At 70.1% G+C, this 19,491-nt stretch carries 18 protein-coding genes and 1 pseudogene; 7 read left to right on the top strand and 12 right to left on the bottom strand.

Annotation, left to right across the window (positions count from 1 at the left end):
* Positions 1–5: 5 nt before the first annotated feature.
* The 5 genes from F7Q96_RS21495 to F7Q96_RS21475 form a co-directional block, all read right to left on the bottom strand.
* Positions 6–857 (bottom strand): acid phosphatase, encoded by an 852-nt coding sequence (locus tag F7Q96_RS21495; RefSeq protein WP_344233023.1) that lies wholly within the window; start codon positions 855–857, stop codon positions 6–8.
* 43 nt (positions 858–900) lie between these two features.
* Positions 901–2,703, bottom strand: a complete 1,803-nt coding sequence (locus tag F7Q96_RS21490; protein ID WP_053823717.1) for a class I adenylate-forming enzyme family protein — start codon at positions 2,701–2,703, stop codon at positions 901–903.
* A gap of 22 nt (positions 2,704–2,725) precedes the next feature.
* Complete coding sequence (locus tag F7Q96_RS21485) at positions 2,726–3,490, bottom strand: SDR family oxidoreductase (protein WP_053823718.1); 765 nt, start codon at positions 3,488–3,490, stop codon at positions 2,726–2,728.
* A 230-nt stretch (positions 3,491–3,720) separates the two neighbouring features.
* The gene (locus F7Q96_RS21480) at positions 3,721–4,590 is read right to left on the bottom strand and encodes an arylamine N-acetyltransferase family protein (RefSeq protein WP_226995052.1); all 870 of its coding nucleotides are present in this window, start codon (positions 4,588–4,590) and stop codon (positions 3,721–3,723) included.
* A complete protein-coding gene (locus F7Q96_RS21475; protein ID WP_082371860.1) occupies positions 4,587–5,339 on the bottom strand; it encodes a Crp/Fnr family transcriptional regulator in 753 nt (250 codons plus the stop codon). Before F7Q96_RS21475 ends, F7Q96_RS21480 begins: the two co-directional genes overlap by 4 nt.
* Positions 5,340–5,550: 211 nt before the next feature.
* Between F7Q96_RS21475 and F7Q96_RS21470 the strand changes: the two genes are divergently transcribed.
* Entirely contained in the window at positions 5,551–6,048 is a 498-nt protein-coding gene (locus F7Q96_RS21470) for an Mpo1 family 2-hydroxy fatty acid dioxygenase (RefSeq protein WP_053823719.1), read from the top strand.
* A 236-nt stretch (positions 6,049–6,284) separates the two neighbouring features.
* Positions 6,285–6,728 carry an HU family DNA-binding protein gene (locus F7Q96_RS21465; RefSeq protein ID WP_023264950.1) on the top strand — a complete coding sequence of 148 codons (444 nt, stop codon included), beginning with the start codon at positions 6,285–6,287 and terminating at the stop codon, positions 6,726–6,728.
* Positions 6,729–6,915: 187 nt separating this feature from the next.
* Here F7Q96_RS21465 and F7Q96_RS27275 read toward each other — a convergent pair whose 3' ends face one another.
* Complete coding sequence (locus F7Q96_RS27275) at positions 6,916–7,302, bottom strand: hypothetical protein (protein WP_226995053.1); 387 nt, start codon at positions 7,300–7,302, stop codon at positions 6,916–6,918.
* A 386-nt stretch (positions 7,303–7,688) separates the two neighbouring features.
* Here F7Q96_RS27275 and F7Q96_RS21455 point away from each other — a divergent pair, with 386 nt between their 5' ends.
* The 4 genes and pseudogenes from F7Q96_RS21455 (at position 7,689) to F7Q96_RS27265 (ending at position 11,062) form a co-directional block, all read left to right on the top strand.
* Positions 7,689–8,372, top strand: coding sequence for a heavy metal response regulator transcription factor (locus F7Q96_RS21455; protein WP_006580091.1), 684 nt, complete (start codon positions 7,689–7,691; stop codon positions 8,370–8,372).
* Positions 8,369–9,787 (top strand): heavy metal sensor histidine kinase, encoded by a 1,419-nt coding sequence (locus F7Q96_RS21450; RefSeq protein WP_053823720.1) that lies wholly within the window; start codon positions 8,369–8,371, stop codon positions 9,785–9,787. Before F7Q96_RS21455 ends, F7Q96_RS21450 begins: the two co-directional genes overlap by 4 nt.
* Positions 9,784–10,389 (top strand): annotated as a pseudogene (locus F7Q96_RS27455) (alpha/beta hydrolase); the annotation flags it as partial. The gene F7Q96_RS21450 and the pseudogene F7Q96_RS27455, both read left to right, overlap by 4 nt.
* A 148-nt stretch (positions 10,390–10,537) precedes the next feature.
* The gene (locus F7Q96_RS27265; protein WP_249041703.1) at positions 10,538–11,062 is read left to right on the top strand and encodes a hypothetical protein; all 525 of its coding nucleotides are present in this window, start codon (positions 10,538–10,540) and stop codon (positions 11,060–11,062) included.
* Between the two features lie 33 nt (positions 11,063–11,095).
* Here the strand turns inward: F7Q96_RS27265 and F7Q96_RS21440 are convergent, their stop codons facing one another.
* Complete coding sequence (locus F7Q96_RS21440; RefSeq protein WP_053823721.1) at positions 11,096–11,464, bottom strand: 5-carboxymethyl-2-hydroxymuconate Delta-isomerase; 369 nt, start codon at positions 11,462–11,464, stop codon at positions 11,096–11,098.
* 85 nt (positions 11,465–11,549) lie between these two features.
* Entirely contained in the window at positions 11,550–12,656 is a 1,107-nt protein-coding gene (locus F7Q96_RS21435; RefSeq protein WP_053824584.1) for a malate/lactate/ureidoglycolate dehydrogenase, read from the bottom strand.
* Between the two features lie 234 nt (positions 12,657–12,890).
* Between F7Q96_RS21435 and F7Q96_RS21430 the strand changes: the two genes are divergently transcribed.
* Entirely contained in the window at positions 12,891–14,615 is a 1,725-nt protein-coding gene (locus F7Q96_RS21430; RefSeq protein WP_082371715.1) for a thiamine pyrophosphate-binding protein, read from the top strand.
* On the opposite strand, the gene F7Q96_RS21425 is transcribed toward F7Q96_RS21430, so the two are convergent.
* The 4 genes from F7Q96_RS21425 to F7Q96_RS21410 all read right to left on the bottom strand — a co-directional run.
* Complete coding sequence (locus tag F7Q96_RS21425; protein ID WP_053823722.1) at positions 14,605–15,675, bottom strand: hypothetical protein; 1,071 nt, start codon at positions 15,673–15,675, stop codon at positions 14,605–14,607. The two genes, F7Q96_RS21430 and F7Q96_RS21425, sit on opposite strands and share 11 nt — an antisense overlap.
* A gap of 200 nt (positions 15,676–15,875) precedes the next feature.
* Positions 15,876–16,790 carry an IclR family transcriptional regulator gene (locus tag F7Q96_RS21420; RefSeq protein ID WP_226995055.1) on the bottom strand — a complete coding sequence of 305 codons (915 nt, stop codon included), beginning with the start codon at positions 16,788–16,790 and terminating at the stop codon, positions 15,876–15,878.
* A 20-nt stretch (positions 16,791–16,810) separates the two neighbouring features.
* The gene (locus F7Q96_RS21415) at positions 16,811–18,397 is read right to left on the bottom strand and encodes a class I adenylate-forming enzyme family protein (RefSeq protein ID WP_082371716.1); all 1,587 of its coding nucleotides are present in this window, start codon (positions 18,395–18,397) and stop codon (positions 16,811–16,813) included.
* Positions 18,398–18,589: 192 nt separating this feature from the next.
* The coding region (locus F7Q96_RS21410; protein WP_249041699.1) for a methyl-accepting chemotaxis protein at positions 18,590–19,491 on the bottom strand (902 nt) is incomplete at its 5' end.

The raw sequence follows: 19,491 nt of genomic DNA, 5'->3' as shown, positions 1-19,491 counted from the left end.
CGGCATTACTGACCGAGCGCAGCGCGTTCGGCCGCGCAGTCGCGCGCCGGCTTCAAGCCCTTGGCGCGCGCGGCCGCCACCTCGGTGCGGGCCGCGGCGAGGTCGGCGCGGAAAGTCGGATCGGCATGCAGGCGCGCGACCGTCGCCGCGCCCATGACGCGGCCCTGGTTCGCATCGCTCTGCCAGTGCACGTTGCAGGCCAGGCGGCTCTGGCCGTAGGCGAGTCCGCGCGCCAGGATCGCGTCGGCGCGCTCGGGGTCGACCTCGGTCAGGATCAGCGCCCAGGCCCAGCCCGCCGCGTTGTGGCCGGACGGGTAGGAGCCGTCCCTGGACAGCCTGGCGGCCTCGTCCGGGGTGCAGGTCGGCAGATGGTTGACGAGGAAGGGGCGCTGGCGCCGGTAGTGGTCCTTGGCGCGATAGGTCGACAGGCCGGCATCGACCAGGCTGCGCCGCAGCAGCATGTAGAGCTGCGGGGTATCGCGCTCGTTGATCGGCACGCCCAATGCGCAGGAGAAGGTCTCGGCCGCCTGCGGGAATTTCAGGTTGGCGTCTTCCACGGCCACTTGCCAGCGTGGGCTGCCGGCCCTGGCCAGGTTCGCGCGTGCGGCTTCCTCGTCCGCGGCGAATGCCTCGGAGCCGGACGCAGGCGGTGGCGGCACCAGCCGCAGGCTGTCGGGACGCTGGTCCGCCTGCAGATAGCCGGCCAGGACGCCCGGCCGCAGTTCCGGCACGTGGCCGGCCCGGCTGATGGGCGCCTGGCTGGCGCAACCGGCGGCACCCGCCAGCGCGGCGGCGACAACGAACAAGGACAGCGTGCCGCGCCAGGCGGCGCGGATTGGCGAAGCGGCAGTGGCCAAGATCGGGGCTCCCGGTGGTCGTGATGGGGCGCGTTGCGCGCGGCTACACGGCCGCGCCATTGTCGAACAGCTTGCGCAGCTCCGACTTCAGGATCTTGCCGTTGGCATTGCGCGGCAGCGTCTCGTTGCGCACGATCACGCGGACCGGCACCTTGAACGCCGCCAGCCGCTGCGCGACGAAGGCCTGCAGCTCGGCCTCGGTGACGCTGGCGCCCGGCTTGACGCCGACCACCGCGCCCGGCTCCTCGCCCAGCGTGCGGTGCGGAATGCCGACCAGGGCCGCGTCCATCACCGCCGGATGCGCGTACAGCGCGCTCTCGACCTCGATGCAATAGATGTTCTCGCCGCCGCGGATCAGCATGTCCTTGGCACGGTCGACGATATAGAGAAAGCCTTCCTCGTCCAGCCGCGCGATGTCGCCGGTGCGCAGCCAGCCGTCGACGAAGGTGCTGGCGGTGGCCTCGGGCTTGTTCCAGTAGCCGCGCACGACATTGGCGCCGCGCACCATCAACTCGCCCACCTCGCCGGGCGGCAGCGCGCGGCCGCGGCCATCGACGACCTTCATCTCGCCGATCGGCAGCGCGGGGCCGCTGCTGTCGGGCCGATGCAGATATTCCTCGGCGTTGTGGCTGGTGAAGGTGGCCGACGTCTCGGTCATGCCCCAGCCGATGCCCGGCATCGACTTCGGGAACACCTCGACGATACGGCGGACCAGCTCGGGCGAAGCCGGCGCGCCGCCGTAGTTGACGTTCTCCAGCGAGGACAGGTCGAAGCGCTCGCGCTCGGGATGCTCGACCAGTTGCCAGGCGATGGTGGGCACGCCGCCGGCCACCGTGCAGCGCTCGCGCTCGATCAGCGCCATCGCCCGCAGCGCGTCCCAGCGGCGCATCAGCACGATCTTGCTGCCGGCGTGCAGCGCGCCGTTCAGCACCGACATGCAGCCGGTCACATGGAAAAAGGGCACCGACAGCAGCGTCGACTTCTGCGGTGCCAGCGGGTCGGGTTCGGGAATCGGCTGTCCGCGGCGCAGGAAATTGCGTGCCGGGCCGAAGCCGCCGCAGAAGGCCACCGTGGTCGCATTGCGGTGCGTGCCGATGGCGCCCTTGGGCTTGCCGGTGGTGCCGGAGGTATAGAACAGCGTCGCATCGTCGTCGGGGTCGATCGCCACGTCCGGCAACGGCAGCTCGGGCAGCCGGTCCCAGGCCATCACGTCGCCGGTGGTCCGCTCCAGCGGCACCACACGCGGGTCGCCAACCACGGCAATGGCGCCATCGCCGGCATCGCCGCCGCCACGGCAGACATGGATGCGCACCAGCGCGGGGCAGTCGGCCAGATGGGGGCGCAGCCGCTCGAGCCGCTCGTGGTCGACGATCGCGGCCTTGCAGCCGGAATCGCTCAAGCCGTATTGCAGCTCGGGGCCGGTCCACCAGGCGTTCAGCGGTGTCGCGATGGCGCCGGTCAGCAGCGCGCCGTAGAACGCGGCCGGCCATTCGGGCAGGTTGCGCATCGCCACGGCGACGCGATCGCCGGGGCGCACGCCGTCCTCGATCAACGCATGCGCGATCGCCAGCGCCGCGCGCGCGAAGCCCGCATAGGAGACGCGCTGGTCCTCGTAGACGACGAAGGTGCGCTCGCCTCGCGCGCGGGCCTGCAGGAACAGGTCGCGCAGCGTCGGCGGCGCGTGCTTCCACACCGTGGTCGGAATGCCGCGGATCTCGCGCACCTCGGTTTCGAACGGTGCGCCCGCAGCGGTCAGGCGGGCATGGGCTTCGGCCAGCGAGATGGCCGGCCAGGCCGGCGAACTGCCGTCGGCACTGCCCTGCGAGCCAAGGGTCGGCGTTGCCATCGGACGGCGAGCGGGGCGCCGCTCAGATCGTCACGCCGCCGTCGACCACCAGCGCCTGGCCGGTCATGAAGGAACTGGCGCTCGAGGCCAGGTAGACCGCCGCGCCGGCGATCTCGATCGGTTCGCCGATGCGGCGCAGCGGGGCATTCTCGGTGGACTGCTTGTAGCGCACCGGGTCTTCCCACAGCGCGCGGGCAAAGTCGGTCTTGATCAGGCCCGGCGCGATGCAGTTGACGCGCACGTTGTGCGGGCCGAATTCGACCGCGAGATTGCGCGCGAGCTGGAAATCCGCGGCCTTCGAGATGTTGTAGACGCCGATGGTCGGCGAGCCGCGCAGGCCGCCGATCGACGACACGATGATGATCGAGCCGTCCTTGCGGTCGATCATCTGCGGCGCGACCATCTGGATCAGCCAGTGGTTCGAGATCACGTTGTTGTCGAGCACCTTGCGGAACTGCTCGTCGGTGACGCCGCCCATCGGGCCGTAGTAGGGGTTGGACGCGGCATTGCAGACCAGCACGTCGATCTTGCCGAACACGCGATTGGTCTCGTCGACCAGGTGCTGCAGATCGCTCTTTGACGAGATGTTGGCCGGCACGGCGATCGCGGTGCCGTCGCCGTGCTTCGCGTTGATGGCGTCGACGACTTCCTGGCAGGCCTCGGCCTTGCGCGACGAAATGACCACCTTGGCGCCCTGGACCGCCATCTGCTCGGCGATCGCACGGCCGATGCCGCGCGAGGAGCCGGTGACGATGGCGACCTTGCCGCTCAGATCGAACAATGACATGGGGTGTCTCCTCTACCGATCCCGTTTTCCGGTGGATTCTGATGTTGGTGTGGCGCCGCGCCCGCGATGCCAGGGCGGCGGCGATCGGCACATTATGGTCGGTGGGTCGGGCCGCGTCCACAGGCCGGCGCACGTTGTTCGGCCCTTATCAGCATTCTTTCTGCGGGGGATTCACGGCGTGCATGGTCCATGGTGAGCGCTGCACGGTGCGCGGTGCGCGCCCCCGTGCCTCAGGCGCGCCGCGCCAGCCATTCCCGCAAGCCGGCCGCCGTCTCGTCGTCGAGCCGCACGCCGATCCGTTCGCGCAGCGTGGCGACGATCTCCGCTGGCGTTTCCAGCGGCACGTGGCGGCTGGCGCCATCGGCATCGCGCTCGGTCAGCTCGCCGTTGGTCATCGTCAGGCGGACCTGGCCGTCGGTGCGCGCCGCCATCAGGCGATGCAGGAACACGCTGTCCGGATGGGTGCAGACATACCAGTTGCGCGCCGCGTAATCGATCCAGGCCTGCGGCGACAGGTCGAAGCGATAGAGCTTGGCCCAGCCGTCGGCGGTGGCCAGTTCGAGATCGAGCAGATGAAAGGCGCCGCTCGATGCCGCGCCGGGCGGCGCGCCGACCAGCCGGTACGGCAGCCCCTCGGGCGCCGGTTCGGACAGCGGCAGCGCGCACGGCGGATTGGGGCCGCCGAAACCGACATCGGCGATGTAGTCGCGATGGCCGACGCGCACGCGCAGCAGCAGATGCGACCGCGGCGTCGGCACGCCTTCGTCGACGCCGTAGCGCACGCGCGCGGCCAGCGGCACGACCTCGAAGTCGAGGGCGGTCAGCGCGGCGGCCAGCAGCGTGTTGTGCTCGAAGCAGTAGCCGCCGCGTTCGCGCGTCACCAGCTTGTCGAAGACCGCGTCGAGCGCGATATCGATCGGACGTCCGAGCAGCACGTCGACATTCTCGAAGGGGATGCGCCGCAGATGCGCGGCGACGATCGCGTCGAGCGCCTCGCGGCTGGGCGCAGGGCGTTCTTGCAGGCCGATGCGATGCAGATAGGCGTCGAGCCGAGCGGCATCCAGGGCCGGTTGGCCGGACGGGTTCACCGGTGTGGTCACGTCAAGGTCTCCAGGGTCGACAGGTCGAGCAGTTCGATATCGGCATAGCGCAGCCTCAGCAGGCCGCGTGCCTCCAGTTCGCGCAGCGCATGATTGACGGTCTGCCGGGACAGGCCGAGCATCTGCGCCAGCTGCTCCTGCGGCAGATGGATCGAGCGGTGGGATTGCCGCGTGCGATCTGGCGCGGCGGCGGGCGTGTCGCCGTAGGAGCGCGCGATGGCCGCCAGCCGCCGCGCGGTGCGCGCCAGCGGCGGCAGCAGCTGGGCCTCCTCGACATAGCGGAACGCCTCGCGCGTCTTGCCGGCCAGCAGCTTGCCGAACTCGCGCCACCACGACGGCTGCGCGGCGAGCATGGCGTCGAGCCGGGCGCGCGGCACGTGCCAGACCGCCGCACGCGTCGCTGCGCGGGCGTCATGCGTGCGCAGCAGCCCGTCGAACAGGCAGATCTCGCCGAACCATGCGCCCGCTTCGAGCAGACCCAGCAGCGCGGCCTTGCCGTCGGCATCGTGCGCATGCACCAGCACCGCGCCGGCGATCACCGCGTACAGCCCGTCGAACGGATCGCCGCGCTGGAACAGGACCTCGCCCGGTTCGAGCCGGCGTATCGTGCCGGCCTCGAGCAGGGCCGCGCGCATGTCCGCGGGCAGGCCGCGAAACCAGCTTCCGCTGCGCAGCGGGGAGAGCGCATCGACGCCTTCGGCGGCGTCGGCGGGAGCGCGCGTGGGGCAGGCGAGGGGCGGGACGCCCATGGTGGTCTCCATCGTCATCGCGACGCAGCGCAACGTGCGAGCCGAGGCCGCGCTGCGTCGGTGGGGCCAGGGGGCGAAAGCCGGACTGTCAAAATTCGGACAGACCGCGTCTGGCGTGGCCATTACTATAAATCGATCGTGCCTGGCCGTAACGCGCTCGCTACGCGCCGCGGCATGCCGTTCGCCATGTTCGCAGACAGCAGGAGACGCCATGAAAACGCTGGTCGACCATCTCTCCCAATACGCCGCCTATCACCGCGACCGCCGCAACGTGGCGACGCACTTCGTCGGCATCCCGATGATCGTGCTGGCCGTCACGACGCTGCTGGCGCGGCCACAGATGCCGCTCGGCGACGGTGCCGCGGTACTGACGCCCGCCATCGTGGTCTACCTGCTGTCGTGCCTGTTCTATCTGCGGCTGTCGGCCGGCTTCGGCATCGCGATGACGCTGATCCTCGCGCTGTTCGTCTACGCCGGCCATCTGCTGGGCCAGCTGTCGACGGCCGCCTGGCTGGCGATCGGCATCGGGCTGTTCGTGCTCGGCTGGGTCATCCAGTTCATCGGCCACTATTACGAAGGGCGCAAGCCGGCCTTCGTCGATGACCTCGTGGGGCTGCTGATCGGGCCCCTGTTCCTGGTCGCCGAGACAGCGTTTGCGCTGGGGCTGGCACGCGATACGCGCGACCGGATGGATGCGCACGCGCATTGAATCGCCATCGCATCGGCCTGGCCGAAGCGATGCCGCGCGATGCCACGCCCATGCGTCGATGCATCGGCGCGACAGATGGCGGGACTTTTCACCGGGTTTTTACGGGGTTTCAGGGGGGTAACGGGCCAAACCCCCTTGGAAATGCGTCACTTTCCGCTATGATTCGGTGGCCGCCGCAGCCGTACGCTGTTTTCGCGGGGTTTGCGGCGCCAACCGTTCAACTCTATCTGACCAATATGGCGACCAAAGCGAAATCGACCGCGAAAGCTGCAACCAAGACCGCCGCGACCAAGAAGGCACCGGCAACCAAGGCGCCCGTGAAGGCTGCCGCGAAGAAGGCCGCTGCGCCCGCAACCGCAACCCCGCGTCCGCTGAAGGACACCTTCAACAAATCCAGCCTGGTCGCTCACCTGGTCGCGCAGACGCAAGTCGAGCCGAAGGCCGTGAAGACGGTGCTCGCCCATCTGGAAAACACCATCGTCAGCGCGCTGCACAAGAAGGGCGCCGGCGAATTCACGCTGCCCGGCCTGCTGAAGATCACCGCGCAACAGGTGCCGGCCAAGAAGAAGCGCTTCGGCAAGGATCCGTTCACTGGCGAAGAGCGCTGGTTCCCGGCCAAGCCGGCCAGCGTCAAGGTCAAGGTCCGTCCGCTGAAGAAGCTGAAGGACGCTGCGCTGTAATCCGTCATCGACGTGGCCGCGACGGGCAAACGCCTGACGCGGCAGGCAGTGAAGAAGGGAGCCACTTGCGGCTCCCTTTTTCGTTGGCGCGTTGCGGCACGACGCCTTTGCTGTTTGCAATTAACTGCCAGGCATTTGCCCCACCCGCCGTTCGCGGCAAGCAGGGGGGGGCCGCGTACTGGCGGCCTCAGGCGCTATGGTCGCCCGGCGTTTCCTGCGTATGCGCGCTGTCGCTGAAGCGGTCGCGATGGTCCGGCGCATGTCCGCCCTGCGTGAAGCTGTCGCGCGGGCCCAGCCGGTTGGCGCCCTCGGTGAACACATCGAACCGCTGGGTCGCGCTGCGCGCGCCGTCGGTGTACGGGTCGGCGGTGCGCGGGGCGGCCTTGGCCGACAGCGAGACGGTTGCGCCGATCATCATCGCGACGGTGGGCAGCAGCGCGGCCAGCATTGCGCGGCGGCGCGCCTGCCAGCGCTGGCGCAACGCACGCAGCCGCTGCGCGGCCAGCGGCGGACGCGGACGGGGCGGAGCGCCGGACGGTCGGTGAGGAACGGCGATTGGTGTCGGTCGAGTCATGGCAACACTCCTTCAGATTGGGATCCGGGGCGGTTCTGGGAACCTTGACGAGGGGAGACGGCTTGGCCAAGCACGGTTAGCAGTCTACGAACCGGGCCGGACGCGGCGGTGACGCCAGCCTGACAATTGCGTCAGGATGCCGCCGGCGCGGTGCATCGCACGCGACAGCGGCAATGCCAGCCCCGGACAGCATCGGCGTGCGGCCCGCAAGCTGACAACGCTGACAGGTTCGGCCGGCGGCTTTCACCTATAGTCCGGAAATGGCGGGCCCGCGCCGTTGGCGCGGACATGGCGGGCAACGACCTTGCCGCGCGCTTGCCGCCGTTTTTTCCGCGAGCTTTCCGCGGGTTTTCCGCGAGTTTTCCGGATACGGGAGGGCCGGACACATGAAACTGTTGTTGGTAGAGGACGAGATCAAGACCGTCGACTATCTGCGCCGTGGACTGTCGGAAAACGGCTATGTGGTCGACACCGCGACCAACGGCGTCGACGGCCTGCACATGGCCTGTACCGAGCCCTACGATGCGATCGTGCTCGACGTGATGCTGCCCGACCTCGACGGCGTGTCGATGCTCAAGTCGCTGCGGCGCGAGCAGCAGACGCCGGTCATCATGCTGACCGCGCGCGACGACCTGGACGACCGGCTCAACGCCTTCGATGCCGGCGCCGACGATTACCTGGCCAAGCCATTTTCCTTTCTCGAACTGCTGGCCCGCCTGAACGTGCTGACCCGCCGCGGCCGCCAGAGCGAGCCGTCGCAGCTGACGGTCGGCGACCTGCGCATCGATCTGCTGTCGCGGCGCGCGATGCGCGGCACACGGCGGCTCGATCTGAGCGCGCGCGAATTCACGCTGCTGTCGGTGCTGGCGCGGCGCCAGTCGCAGATCGTGTCGAAGACGGCGATCACGGAGCTGGTCTGGGACATCAGCTTCGATTGCAATACCAATGTGGTCGAGGTCGCGATCAAGCGGCTGCGCGCCAAGCTCGACTGGCCGGGCGAGCCCAAGCTGCTGCATACGATTCGCGGCATGGGCTATGTGCTCGAGTGCCGCGCCGAGGAAGTCGCATGAGCCGCCGCCGTTCGATCGCCACGCGGCTGGCCGCGATGTTTGCTCTCGCGGCGGCGCTGGTGTTCTCGGTCACCGGCTTCGTGATGTATTACGTCCAGTGCGTCGAGCTCGAGAAGCGCCAGCTCGAGGAGCTCGAGGCGCGCTTCCAGCTGATCGGCCCGAAGGCGGCGCACTACGGCACGCAGCCGCAATGGGAGCGCTTCGGCGCGGTGCTGACCGGCATGACGCCGGAGGACGACAGCCTGCGCTACTTCGTCGACACGCCGGACCCGCGCTTCCGCTTCGGCAAGCCGTTTCCGCGCGACGCGGTGACCGAGCAGCGTGCGCCGGACGTCTGGACGGTGCAGTTCGACGACCGCAGCTTCCTGATGCTCAAGCGGATCATTCCCGCGCTGGACGAGCGCCCCGCGCTGGCGCTGGTGGTCGCGGTCGACCAGGCGCCGTTCTACCAGACCAGCCGCGTGCTGGGCATCGCGCTGATCGTCTGCTCGGCGCTCGGCGTGCTGGCGGTGGCGGTGCTGGGCTGGCGCATCGCCAAGGTCGGGCTGGCGCCGATCGAGGCGCTGTCGCGCCATGCCGGCGAGCTCAATCCGCGCAAGCTCGAGCGGCTGCCCGATACCGACCTGCCGGCCGAACTGTCGGGCCTGGTGCTGGCCTTCAACGGCGCGCTCGACAAGCTCGAACGCGCCTACGTGCAACTGTCGGCCTTCAATGCCGATGTTGCGCACGAACTGCGCACGCCGCTCGGCAACGTGATCGGCCAGACCCAGGTGGCGCTGTCACGCCCGCGCAGCGTACGGGAGCTGGAGGACATCCTGCAGTCGAACCTGGAAGACCTGGAGCGGCTCGGCCGCATCGTCGTCGACATGCTGTTCCTGGCGCAGTCGGACCGCGGCGCGCTGGCGCGCGATCTGGTCGAGGTGTCGGTCGCGCACGAGGTGCGGCGCAGCGCGGACTTTCTCGACATGCTGTTCGAGGACGCCGGCGCAACGCTGGAGATCGTCGGCGACGCCCGTGCGCGCGTCAACGCCTCGCTGCTGCAGCGGGCAATCACCAATCTGCTCGGCAATGCGCTTCAGCATGGCCTGCGCGGCCGGCCGGTTGCGGTGGAGATCGGCGACGATGCCGGCACGGTGACCATCGCGGTGCGCAACGAGGCCGATCCGCTGTCGACCGCGCAGATGGACCGCCTGTTCGACCGCTTTTATCGCGTCGACACCGCGCGCGCCGACAGCCGTCAGAACCACGGACTTGGCCTGGCCATCGTCAAGGCGATCGCCACGATGCACGGCGGCGCCGTGTTCGCGCGCCAGTCGCGCGGCGTGGTCTGCATCGGCCTGACGCTGCCGGCACTGCCGCCGCAGGCGCCGACGTCCGACAGCCTGCCTCCGCTGGCACAGGCGGCTACGGCATGATCGGCAGGCACAGCACGCGCACGCCGCGGAGCGTGCGCATGGCAAGCCGTGTCCGCCGCCTCGGGACCGCCGCGATTATCCCGGTCGCCGCCGGGCTGATCGTGCTCGCTTCGGCCTGCAGCGTCACCGCGCGGCACGAGGCGGTGGCGCCCCGGCCTTCGATCGCACCGACCTTCGCCGCCCATCGCGCGGAAGCGCTGGCCGCGCTCGAAGGCCGGCGCCGCTATGTGTCGGCCGACATGCGCGCCGAGACCGAATGGAATCTGCCGCGCGAATGGCGCCCGGCCGGCCCGCCCCGCGGTGGCGCGCTGCTCGTGCACGGGCTCGGCGATTCACCGTGGTCCTTCGTCGATATCGCGCCGCGGTTGGCCGAACGCGGCCTGCTGGTGCGCACGGTGCTGCTGCCCGGCCATGGCACCGCGCCGGCGGACCTGATGGGGGTCACGCTGGAAGACTGGCAGCGCGTGCTGCGCGAGCAGGTCGCGGCGCTGCGGGACACCGTCGGCGAGGGGCCGCTGTATCTGGGCGGCTTTTCCACCGGTGCCAATCTGGTGCTGGACTATGCGCAGGCACACCCGGAGGTCGCCGGGCTGCTGCTGGTGTCGCCGGCGCTGCGCTCCGGCAGCCGGTGGGAGTGGCTGACGCCGTGGCTGGCGCCGGTACTACCGCAGCAATGTCGCGGCGCGCGCCGCGCTGAATGCACGGCCTTACGACAAGCCGGCGCTGCTGATCGTCGCCGAGCACGATTCGGTGGTCGACTCGCACTACGTGAGGCAGGTGTTCGGCACGCGCTTCACGCATCCGTCGAGCCGGCTGATCTGGTATGGGGCGGGGGAGGGCAACGCAGGCGCCGATGCGGTGGTCGATGCCAGTGCCGGCCGCGTGCTGGTCCGTCCGGACCGCTTGCCGGCCGAGCGCATCAGCCAGTTCTCGCACATGGGCGTGCTGTTTTCCGACGCCAATCCGCTCTATGGCCGGCAGGGATCGTTGCGCCTGTGCCTGAACGGGCAGGAGCCGGCCGAGTACCGGCGCTGCGTCGACGGCGGCGAGGTCTGGTATTCGGACTGGGGCTATCGGGAGCCCGGCAAGGTGCACGCGCGGCTCACCTATAACCCGTATTTCGCGTGGCAGACCGGCGTGATGTTGTCGGTGCTGGGGCTGGATGGAAGCGCTGCGCCGGCGCCGGGATCCGCGCCGGCGACTGCCGCGGCGACCGCATCCCCTGCGGCATCCTCGACGGCATCTCCGACGGTAGCTCCGATCAGATCGCAGTAGCGGACGCCGCCGGCCATCGTGGCGGGCGGAGCCTCAGCTCCCGATCACCTGCTTCGCATAGCTGGCCCGCTCCATCTCGCGCACCTCGACGCTGATCTGCACCGGCGTGTTGTTCGCGCCGGAGCGCACGGCTTCGGCGAGCACCTCGCAGACCGCCTGGCCCAGCGCCTGCCGGGTCGCGAGATCGCGGCCATCGAGAATCGACAGCCGGCCATGGACGAAGGCGCGTTCGACCGGTTCGGTGCCCTGGCGATAGGTCTGCAGCGTGATGCAGCGCGATTTGATGTCGGGCTCCTGGAACTGGCCGGAGGCCAGCAGCGCGGCGTTGGCCTGATCCAGCAGTTCCTCGGGCGAGCAGTTCAGGCGCGCGTTTTCGGTGATTTCGATGACGAGATGGGGCATCGGGGGCTCCGTTGGGTAGAGAGGGGAAGCGAAAAAGACAGCGGACGATGGCTTGCCAGTCTGGAAAAGGAAGCGTCGGCAGACCTCAGCGCCCGCACAGCCGCGACAACGGACCCGGCGACCGTCCGGTCGCGGCTTCCACCCGCGCCGCCGCGTCGTCGAGCTCGGCCAGCGTGCCGGCATCGATCGGGATGGCCTCGGCGCGGCGGCGGCGCGCCTCGCGTTCGGGTTCGCCCGGCAGCAGGATCGCATCGCAGCCGGGCTGGCGGCGCGACGCGCGCACCCAGTCGACGAAGGCCTGCACCTCGTGGCCGAACGCCGTGCTGTCGGCAAGCCGGGCCGGATCGAACACGATCGCCAGCATATTGTTCCAGACCGCGTGGCGGTGCGTCAGCGTCTCGGGACGGATCGTATGGCCGCCGGTCACCGCGGCGCCCAGCAGCTCGCACATCATCGCCAGCACGTAGCCCTTGTGCTCGCCGAAGCCGAGCAGCGCACCGCGCGCGGCGCCATCGGCGGGGTACATCACGCTGGCGTCGGTGGTGGGGCGGCCCTCGGCATCGACCAGGCAGCCGGGCGGCACCGGCACGCCCTTGTTGTGCGCGACGCGGACCTTGCCCAGCGCGATCGCGCTGGTGGCGAAGTCCAGCACCAGCGGCGGCGCGTCGGGCACCGGCACGCCGATCGTGAACGGGTTGGTGCCATAGCGCGCCTCGTAGCCGCCATGCGGCGCGACGATCGGCTTGGACAGCACGTTGACGAAGTGGATCGAGATCATGCCGGCCGCGCAGGCCTGTTCGGCCCAATGGCCGACGCGGCCCAGATGATGCGAATGGCGCAGCCCCATCACGCAGACGCCATGCTCGCGTGCGCGTTCGATCGCCATCGCCATGGCCTGCTCGGTCACCGCCTGACCCATGCCGCGGTTGCCATCGAGGCTCAGCAGGCTGCCGGCCTGCTGCACCACGCTGACCTGGCGGTTCAGCTGCAGTTCTCCGGCCTGCCAGGACAGCACGTACTTCGGGATCATGCCGACACCATGCGAGTCGTGCCCGCTCAGGTTGGCGCCGACCAGATGGTCCGCGGTCAGCGTTGCCTCGCGCGCGTCGGAGCCGGCGGCCAGCCAGAGTTCGGCGACCCATCGGTGCAGGTCCGCGGTCGGAAGCAGGGGTTCGGTCTTCGCGTCGTTCATCGTCTCGCTCTCGTCGTTCTGTTGTCGCCCGTGCTTGCTGCCGGCATCGGCGCGGCCCGGGGCAGTCATGATAAGCGCCGTGCCGTCGCGCGGCCATTGCCCGGGCGGCGGTGCGCCGCGGCGGCCCGAAATTTTGGCGCGATAATCGGTCCTGTCTCGTACCCCGTTGGGCGATCGCCTGCACAATGGGGCCGCTTCCGTTTCCGTTTCCGATGCGATTCGATGAGCCCGCCGATGACCCAGCCTACCGCCGATCTCCGTTCGTCCCTGTCTCCGGATGCCCCGGATCCTTCCGCCGCCACGCAGCCGCCCGTGCCGCGCAGCGGCGGCCGCATCCTGGTCGATGCGCTGCGCATCCACGGCATCGAGCGCGTGTTTTGCGTGCCGGGCGAGAGCTTCCTCGACGTGCTGGACGCGCTGCACGATCAGCCCGCGATCGATCTGATCGTCTGCAAGCATGAAGGCGCGGCCGCGAACATGGCCGAGGCCGACGGCAAGCTGACCGGCCGCCCCGGCATCTGCTTCGTCACGCGCGGGCCCGGCGCGACGCATGCCAGCGTGGGCATCCATATTGCCGCGCAGGATTCGACGCCGATGATCCTGTTCGTCGGACAGATTGCCCGCGAGCACCGCGGCAGGGAAGCCTTCCAGGAAGTCGATTACGCGGCGATGTTCGGCGGCATGGCGAAATGGGTGGCGGAGATCGACGACCCGGCACGCATCCCCGAGCTGGTAGCGCGCGCCTTCCAGGTCGCGACCTCGGGCCGCCCCGGGCCGGTGGTGCTGGCGCTGCCAGAAGACGTGCTCGATGGCGATGCGGTCTGCCGCGACACCGGCGCGTATCGGCCGGTGGTCGCCTCGCCGTCCGCGGCCGATGCCGCTGCGCTGTGCGAACTGCTGACGGCGGCGCAGCGTCCGCTGGTGATCGCCGGCGGCGCCAACTGGCGCGACGAAGACGCGGCCGCGTTTGCGCGCTTCGTGCATGCCTGGGATCTGCCGGTGGCCTGCGCCTTTCGCCGCCAGGACGTGCTCGACAATCGCGATCCGCACTACGTCGGCCATCTGAGCCTGGGCGTCAATCCGCGCCTGGCCGAATGCGTGCGCGGCGCCGATCTGGTCGTGGCCTTCGGCACGCGGCTCGGCGACGTCGCAACCGACGGCTATACGCTGCTCGAGCCGCCGCGGCCGCGCCAGCGGCTGGTGCATATCCATGCCGATGCGGCGGAACTGGGCCGTGTCTACCAGCCCGAGCTGGCGATCCACGCCGGCATCGGTCCGGGCACCGCGATGCTGGCCGGCCTGCAGGCGCCGGCCGCGGTGCGCTGGCGCGAATGGACCGCCGCGGCGCGCGCCGACCATCAGGGCTTCGTCGCGCCGGCCGCGCCGCACGCCGATGCCACCGGTGTCGACATGACGGCGGTGGTCGACCATCTGAACCGCACGCTGCCCGACGATGCGATCGTCACCAATGGCGCTGGCAACTATGCGGTCTGGCTGCATCGCTACTTCGCCTATCGCCGGCCGCGCACGCAGCTGGCGCCGACCTGCGGCGCGATGGGCTATGGGCTGCCGGCCGCGATCTCGGCCAAGCTGCGCCATCCCGAACGCACCGTGGTTTGCTTCGCCGGCGATGGCTGCTTCCAGATGTATCCGCAGGAGCTGACCACCGCGGCCGCGGTGGGCGCCAATGTGGTGGTGCTGGTCGTCAATAACGGCATGTACGGCACGATCCGCATGCATCAGGAGCGGCGCTATCCGGGACGCGTCAGCGGCACCGGCATCGTCAATCCGGATTTCGTCGCGCTGGCGCAGGCCTGTGGGGCCTGGGCGGAGCGCTTGACCAGTGCCGACGGGTTTGCCGACGCTTTCGCCCGCGCCTGTGCCGCCGGCAGGCCGGCGCTGCTCGAACTTTGCACCGACCCGCGCCAGATCACGCCGGCGATGCGGCTCAAGCCGTAGCGGCCGAGGAGGCCGCCGGAGCGACGGCGGGAGCGGCGCGGTCGGCGCCGTCGGCCGGGACGGCGGGAGCCGGCTTTGCCGACGCGGCGGCGATCAGACGCTTGATCTGGCGGTCGCGCAGCTCCAGCGTGCAAAGTTCATTGGCGAAGAGCAGCGCGTCGGCGCGCAAGAAGGCGCCGATGCGCCGCGCCACGGCGCCGGGCAGCCGGAAGGCGGCGAACGCCGAATACGGCGGAATCTCCCCGCGCCACCAGTGCTGCTTCCATACGGCGGTCAGGCGAGCGGCAAGGTCGGCGAGCTTGTCGTCGTTGGCTTCGGCCGCGTCGTGCAGCGCCTGCAGAATGCCCATCACCTCGGCATAGGCCGATGCGTTCCCCATGCGGTGGCGACGCAGGTAGGTAACCACGGCCGCCATCTGCGCCAGCACCGTTGCAGCGACGACGTCGTGGCACTCCGGCGGGTCGTTGCCGGCGATCGCGCGAACGACCTTGCACCACTTCGACTTGTTCGCGAACAGCTTGCAACAGTTGGCCTTGTCGATGCGCTGGAGCAACAACCTGATCCTTGCGCGGCCGGCTTCGGGCGTCAGCACCGGAGAAATCGGCGGTCGTGGTTCCGCGGCGCAGGGTTCCGGCTCGACCGCCTGCGGCGGCGTGTCCCGGGGACGCGCCGCAACGGGCACCGCGACGCTGGCCTCCTGTCGCAGCCGCGCGATGGTGTGCGACACCGCGCAAAGTTGACCGCGAGTGGGCCGCTCGCAGCGCTGCCTGTCGCGCGGCACGACGCAGCTCAGCAGTGTCAGCACGACGCGGCGGAACCAGCCGAATTCGCGCCAGTTGCGCTCCAGCCGGATGTCGGCATGCCGGCCGCTGCCTGGACGTTCGACATTCTCGGCGACGAGCCTGTAGCCCCGGCCGCCGACGAAGAACGGAGCGCGATCCACGACGATCCGCCGCAGAGTGGTTTCGCCGGTGCCTTTGGCGACGGCGTCGAAGAAATCGCGTGGGGTCGGATAGTGCGCCGCATGGAAGCGGCGCGCACAGCAGAGCGGAGTGGGCATGCGAGGGTCTGTCCGGTGAAGGCCGCGTCGGCGCGCGGCCGCGGGATTGCCGCTTCCGATCGGCCGTGCCCGCCAGGCCGGCCGATCGCTTTGCGGGACACCGGAATCATGGCGGCGTGCTGCCGGCATGCTTGCGAATTTGGTGCGGTCAGTGTGGCAAACGGTAGCCCGTTCGATGCGCGCCGCTGGTCGGCCTTCGCTCAGCGCCGCCGCGTGCCGCCGGTGTTTGCGCTGCCGGTTCTTGCGCTGTCCGCTCCCGCGCCGCCCAGTTCGCGTTCGATACGTGCGACGCATTCGATCAGCACGGGCCGCACCACGTCCAGCAGATGCCGCGGCGGCACGACCGCGTTGGGGCCGCTGCAGCTCAACGTCATCGGCGGCAGCGAGGGGCCCGGATGGAAGGCGGCCGCGATCGAATTGATGTCCGGCAGCCATTCGCCGAACGAGGTCGTGCAGCCGATGCGCTGGACTTCCTCGCGGCTGCGCGCGAGCACCGCCTGCGCATCGGCATCGGACAGCGTGTCGTTCGCGCGGAACGCGGCCAGCGCCTGCTGCGCATCTGCAGCCGGCAGCGCCTGCAGATAGGCGCGGCCCGCCGCGGTGGTCAGGCCCGAGATGCGCGTGCCGACGGCCACCCGCAGGGTCAGATAGCTCTCGGCCTGGCAGTTCTCGAAGATCAGCATGCGGCCGCGGTCGCGCAGGATCAGCGAGGCGACGCCCTGCGAAAGATCGGCCAGGCGCTGCATGTGCGGCCGCGCCACCGCCAGCACATCGGCGCCTTCGCGGGCGGTCGGCGCCAGGGCCAGCGCCGAACTGCCGAGGCGGTATTTGCCGGCGTCCGGTTCCAGGCGCAGATAGCCGAGCTCGGTCAGCGTATGGGTCAGCCGCGACACGGTCGACTTGGGCAGGCCGCAGCGCTGCGCCAGTTCTGCATTGCCCAGTTGCGCGTCGAAACCGCGGAAGCACGCCAGCACATCGAGGCCGCGCGCCAGCGCGGTGACGAAGTGGCGGTCCTCCTTGTGGCGAGGCCCATCGTCGCCGGCGCCAGCCCGGCCGGCTTCGGCCTCGTCCACCGAGGCGGCCGGCATGCCGTGCGCCTGATCGTCGCTCGCCATGGTGGTCCCCAGGTGCGGACTCAAAACTCGCCGGCCGCCAGCATCGCGCGCAGTCGGGCCTTCAGGATCTTGCCCGACGGCGCGGCCGGCAATTGCGCGACCACCTTGATTTCCGCCGGAATCTTGTACGGCGACAGCCGTTCGCGCAGGAAGGCCTTCAGCGCGGCCGGATCGAGCTCCATGCCGGCGCGGACTTCGACGAAGGCGATCACCTCCTCGTTGCCCTCGACCGCGCGCCCGACCACGGCCGACTGCACGATCGCCGAGTAGGCGTTGATCGACTGCTCGACTTCCTCGGGATACACGTTGAAGCCCGAATGGATGATGATTTCCTTCGAGCGGCCGACGATGGAAATCGCGCCGTCGTCGTCGATCCTGGCCAGGTCGCCCGTATGCAGCCAGCCGTCGGCATCGATCGCCTGCGCGGTCAGGTCGGGGCGCTTGTAGTAGCCCTTCATCACGTTGGGGCCGCGCACCAGCAGCTCGCCGCTGCCGTCCGGCAGCGGATCGCCGAGCCGCACCTCGACGCCCGGCACCGCCTGGCCCACCGAACAGTCGCGGCGCGGCGCATCGACGCGGGTCTGGCTGACCGTCGGCGAGGTTTCGGTCATGCCGTAGCCGTTGTGCAGCGTGATGCCGAAGGTCTGTTCGAAGGCGGCCTTCAGCGTGGCGGTCAGCGGCGCGCCGCCCGATTGCGCCATGCGCAGCGCCGGCGCACGCAGCGGCGTGGGCTGGCTGCGGCCCCATTCGATCAGCTTGGCGTACATCGCCGGCACGCCGTGCAGCACCGACAGGTTCTCCTCGACCAGCGCGCGCGCCAGCCGCTCGGGACGGAAGCGCGGCTCGTAGTAGACCGTGGCGCCGTTGGACAACGGACCGACCAGCAGCACCGACAGGCCGTAGACGTGGGAGATCGGCAGCACGCCATAGACGCGGTCGCCGGGCTGCACGCGCGCCTGCACGCGGTTGCTGTGGCCGATGAACATCAGGTTCGAATGCGTCAGCATCACGCCCTTCGACGCGCCCGTGGTACCGGTGGTGTAGATCACCGCGGCGACCTGCTCGCGCGCGTCCGCCTGCACCGGCTCGGGCACCGCCCCGGTATCGAGCCTGCCGATCAGCAGGCGGCCCACATGCGGCCATTCGCCCCACTGCGCGCCGCGCGCAAGGCCGTGCTCGCGTGCTTCGGGATAGGCGTTGTCCAGGTACAGCGCCAGGCGGGCGCCCGCGTGCTCGATGATGTTGTCGATCTCGCGCGCCGACAGGCGGGCGTTGACCGGAATCGCCCAGGCATCCAGCGAGCTGAGCGCCAGGATCAGCACCGCGCAGCCCACGCTGTTCTCGGTCACCAGCACCACGCGGTCGCCGCCGCGCACGCCGGCCTTCGCGAGTGTGGCCGCGGTCTGGCGCACCGCGCTGTCAAGCTCGCCATAGCGGATCGAACGTTCGCCGTCCATCAGCGCGACTACGTCGGGACGGTCCGCGACCCAGGGCGCGATGACCTGGTGCAGCCGTGCATAGGGCGGCACGAACGGCGGGGTGGCGGTGGCGGGCTGCGAACCGGGGCGGGAGGCGTCGCCGGAATCGGCGCGGAAGGTGCTGCTCATCGAAGTCTCCGGAATGGCGTTGCCGGCGTGGTGGCCGGCTTGGTCTATCCGCGATGGTTGCACCGTTCGATGGTGTCGTCAACCGCAATGCAGAATCGACGTTCTGCAGTGCAGAACTTCGAGAATGACCGCGGCGACCGGAACGACCGGAACGACCGGAACGGCCGGACCGGCGGGACCGGCGGAACCGGCTCAGAAGCGGAAGCGCCCCACATCGGCCGCCAGTTCGCCGGCCTGCCAGTCCAGCGCTTCGGCTTGCCGTGCCACCGTGGTCACCAGTTCCGCGTTCTGCCGGCTGGTGCCGTCCAGGCGCGCGACGGCGCCGTCGACCACCGCAATCCCCGCGGCCTGCTGCTCGGCCAGGCCATTGAGCCGTTCCGCCAGCGTATGGCTGCGCACCACCGCCTGCTCGATCGCCGCCATCGCCTGTTCGACCTCGCCGCTGAGGCTGGCGCCGGCCTCGATGTCGCGCGTCGCTTCGCCCAGCAGCCCGCCGATATCGCGGGCCGATTGCGCGCTGCGCTGGGCCAGCGCGCGCACTTCGTTGGCAACCACGGCGAAACCGCGGCCGGCGGCGCCGGCCCGCGCCGCTTCGACGGCCGCGTTGAGCGCCAGCAGATTGGTCTGGAACGCGATGCCCTGCAGCACGCCGACCACTTCGGAGATGTCGCGCGAGCGCGCCTGCACCGCATCCATCGACGCCCGCATGCTGCGCACCACCGCGCTGCCCGTCCCGACGGCGTCGCGCGCCTGGCTGGCCATCGCGCTGGACTCGTGCGCCCGCACGTGAATCTGCTCGACCAGCCCGCGCAACTCGCCGATGCTGGTGGCTGCCTCGTCGACTGCCGCCAGCTGGCGCCCGGTGCGTTCGGATAGATCGCGGTTGGCGGCGGCGATCTGCTCGCTGGCGCCATGGATCTGGCGCGCCGACGATTGAATGCGCGCGAGCATCGCGGCCAGCGCGTCGCGCATCGCGGCCAGGTCCTGCAGCAGCCCGCGCGCGCCACGCCGGCGCAGGCGCTGGCCGCCGGTCAGGTCCCCGGCGGCGATGCGCCGCGCCGCGTCGGCCGCTTCGCGCGGTTCGCCGCCGAGCT

Origin of the sequence: Cupriavidus gilardii (assembly GCF_008801915.1) — a bacterium.
Taxonomy (GTDB): domain Bacteria; phylum Pseudomonadota; class Gammaproteobacteria; order Burkholderiales; family Burkholderiaceae; genus Cupriavidus; species Cupriavidus gilardii.
Note: the sequence above shows the minus strand (reverse complement) of the source record. Positions and strands in the feature narration are given on the sequence as shown.

Coding starts and splice junctions, on each gene's coding strand:
- F7Q96_RS21490 (WP_053823717.1), bottom strand. CDS start 2,703: ATGGCAACGCCGACCCTTGGCTCGCAGGGCAGTGCCGACGGCAGTTCG.
- F7Q96_RS21485 (WP_053823718.1), bottom strand. CDS start 3,490: ATGTCATTGTTCGATCTGAGCGGCAAGGTCGCCATCGTCACCGGCTCC.
- F7Q96_RS21475 (WP_082371860.1), bottom strand. CDS start 5,339: ATGGGCGTCCCGCCCCTCGCCTGCCCCACGCGCGCTCCCGCCGACGCC.
- F7Q96_RS21470 (WP_053823719.1), top strand. CDS start 5,551: ATGAAAACGCTGGTCGACCATCTCTCCCAATACGCCGCCTATCACCGC.
- F7Q96_RS21465 (WP_023264950.1), top strand. CDS start 6,285: ATGGCGACCAAAGCGAAATCGACCGCGAAAGCTGCAACCAAGACCGCC.
- F7Q96_RS27275 (WP_226995053.1), bottom strand. CDS start 7,302: ATGACTCGACCGACACCAATCGCCGTTCCTCACCGACCGTCCGGCGCT.
- F7Q96_RS21455 (WP_006580091.1), top strand. CDS start 7,689: ATGAAACTGTTGTTGGTAGAGGACGAGATCAAGACCGTCGACTATCTG.
- F7Q96_RS21450 (WP_053823720.1), top strand. CDS start 8,369: ATGAGCCGCCGCCGTTCGATCGCCACGCGGCTGGCCGCGATGTTTGCT.
- F7Q96_RS21440 (WP_053823721.1), bottom strand. CDS start 11,464: ATGCCCCATCTCGTCATCGAAATCACCGAAAACGCGCGCCTGAACTGC.
- F7Q96_RS21435 (WP_053824584.1), bottom strand. CDS start 12,656: ATGAACGACGCGAAGACCGAACCCCTGCTTCCGACCGCGGACCTGCAC.
- F7Q96_RS21430 (WP_082371715.1), top strand. CDS start 12,891: ATGACCCAGCCTACCGCCGATCTCCGTTCGTCCCTGTCTCCGGATGCC.
- F7Q96_RS21425 (WP_053823722.1), bottom strand. CDS start 15,675: ATGCCCACTCCGCTCTGCTGTGCGCGCCGCTTCCATGCGGCGCACTAT.
- F7Q96_RS21420 (WP_226995055.1), bottom strand. CDS start 16,790: ATGGCGAGCGACGATCAGGCGCACGGCATGCCGGCCGCCTCGGTGGAC.
- F7Q96_RS21415 (WP_082371716.1), bottom strand. CDS start 18,397: ATGAGCAGCACCTTCCGCGCCGATTCCGGCGACGCCTCCCGCCCCGGT.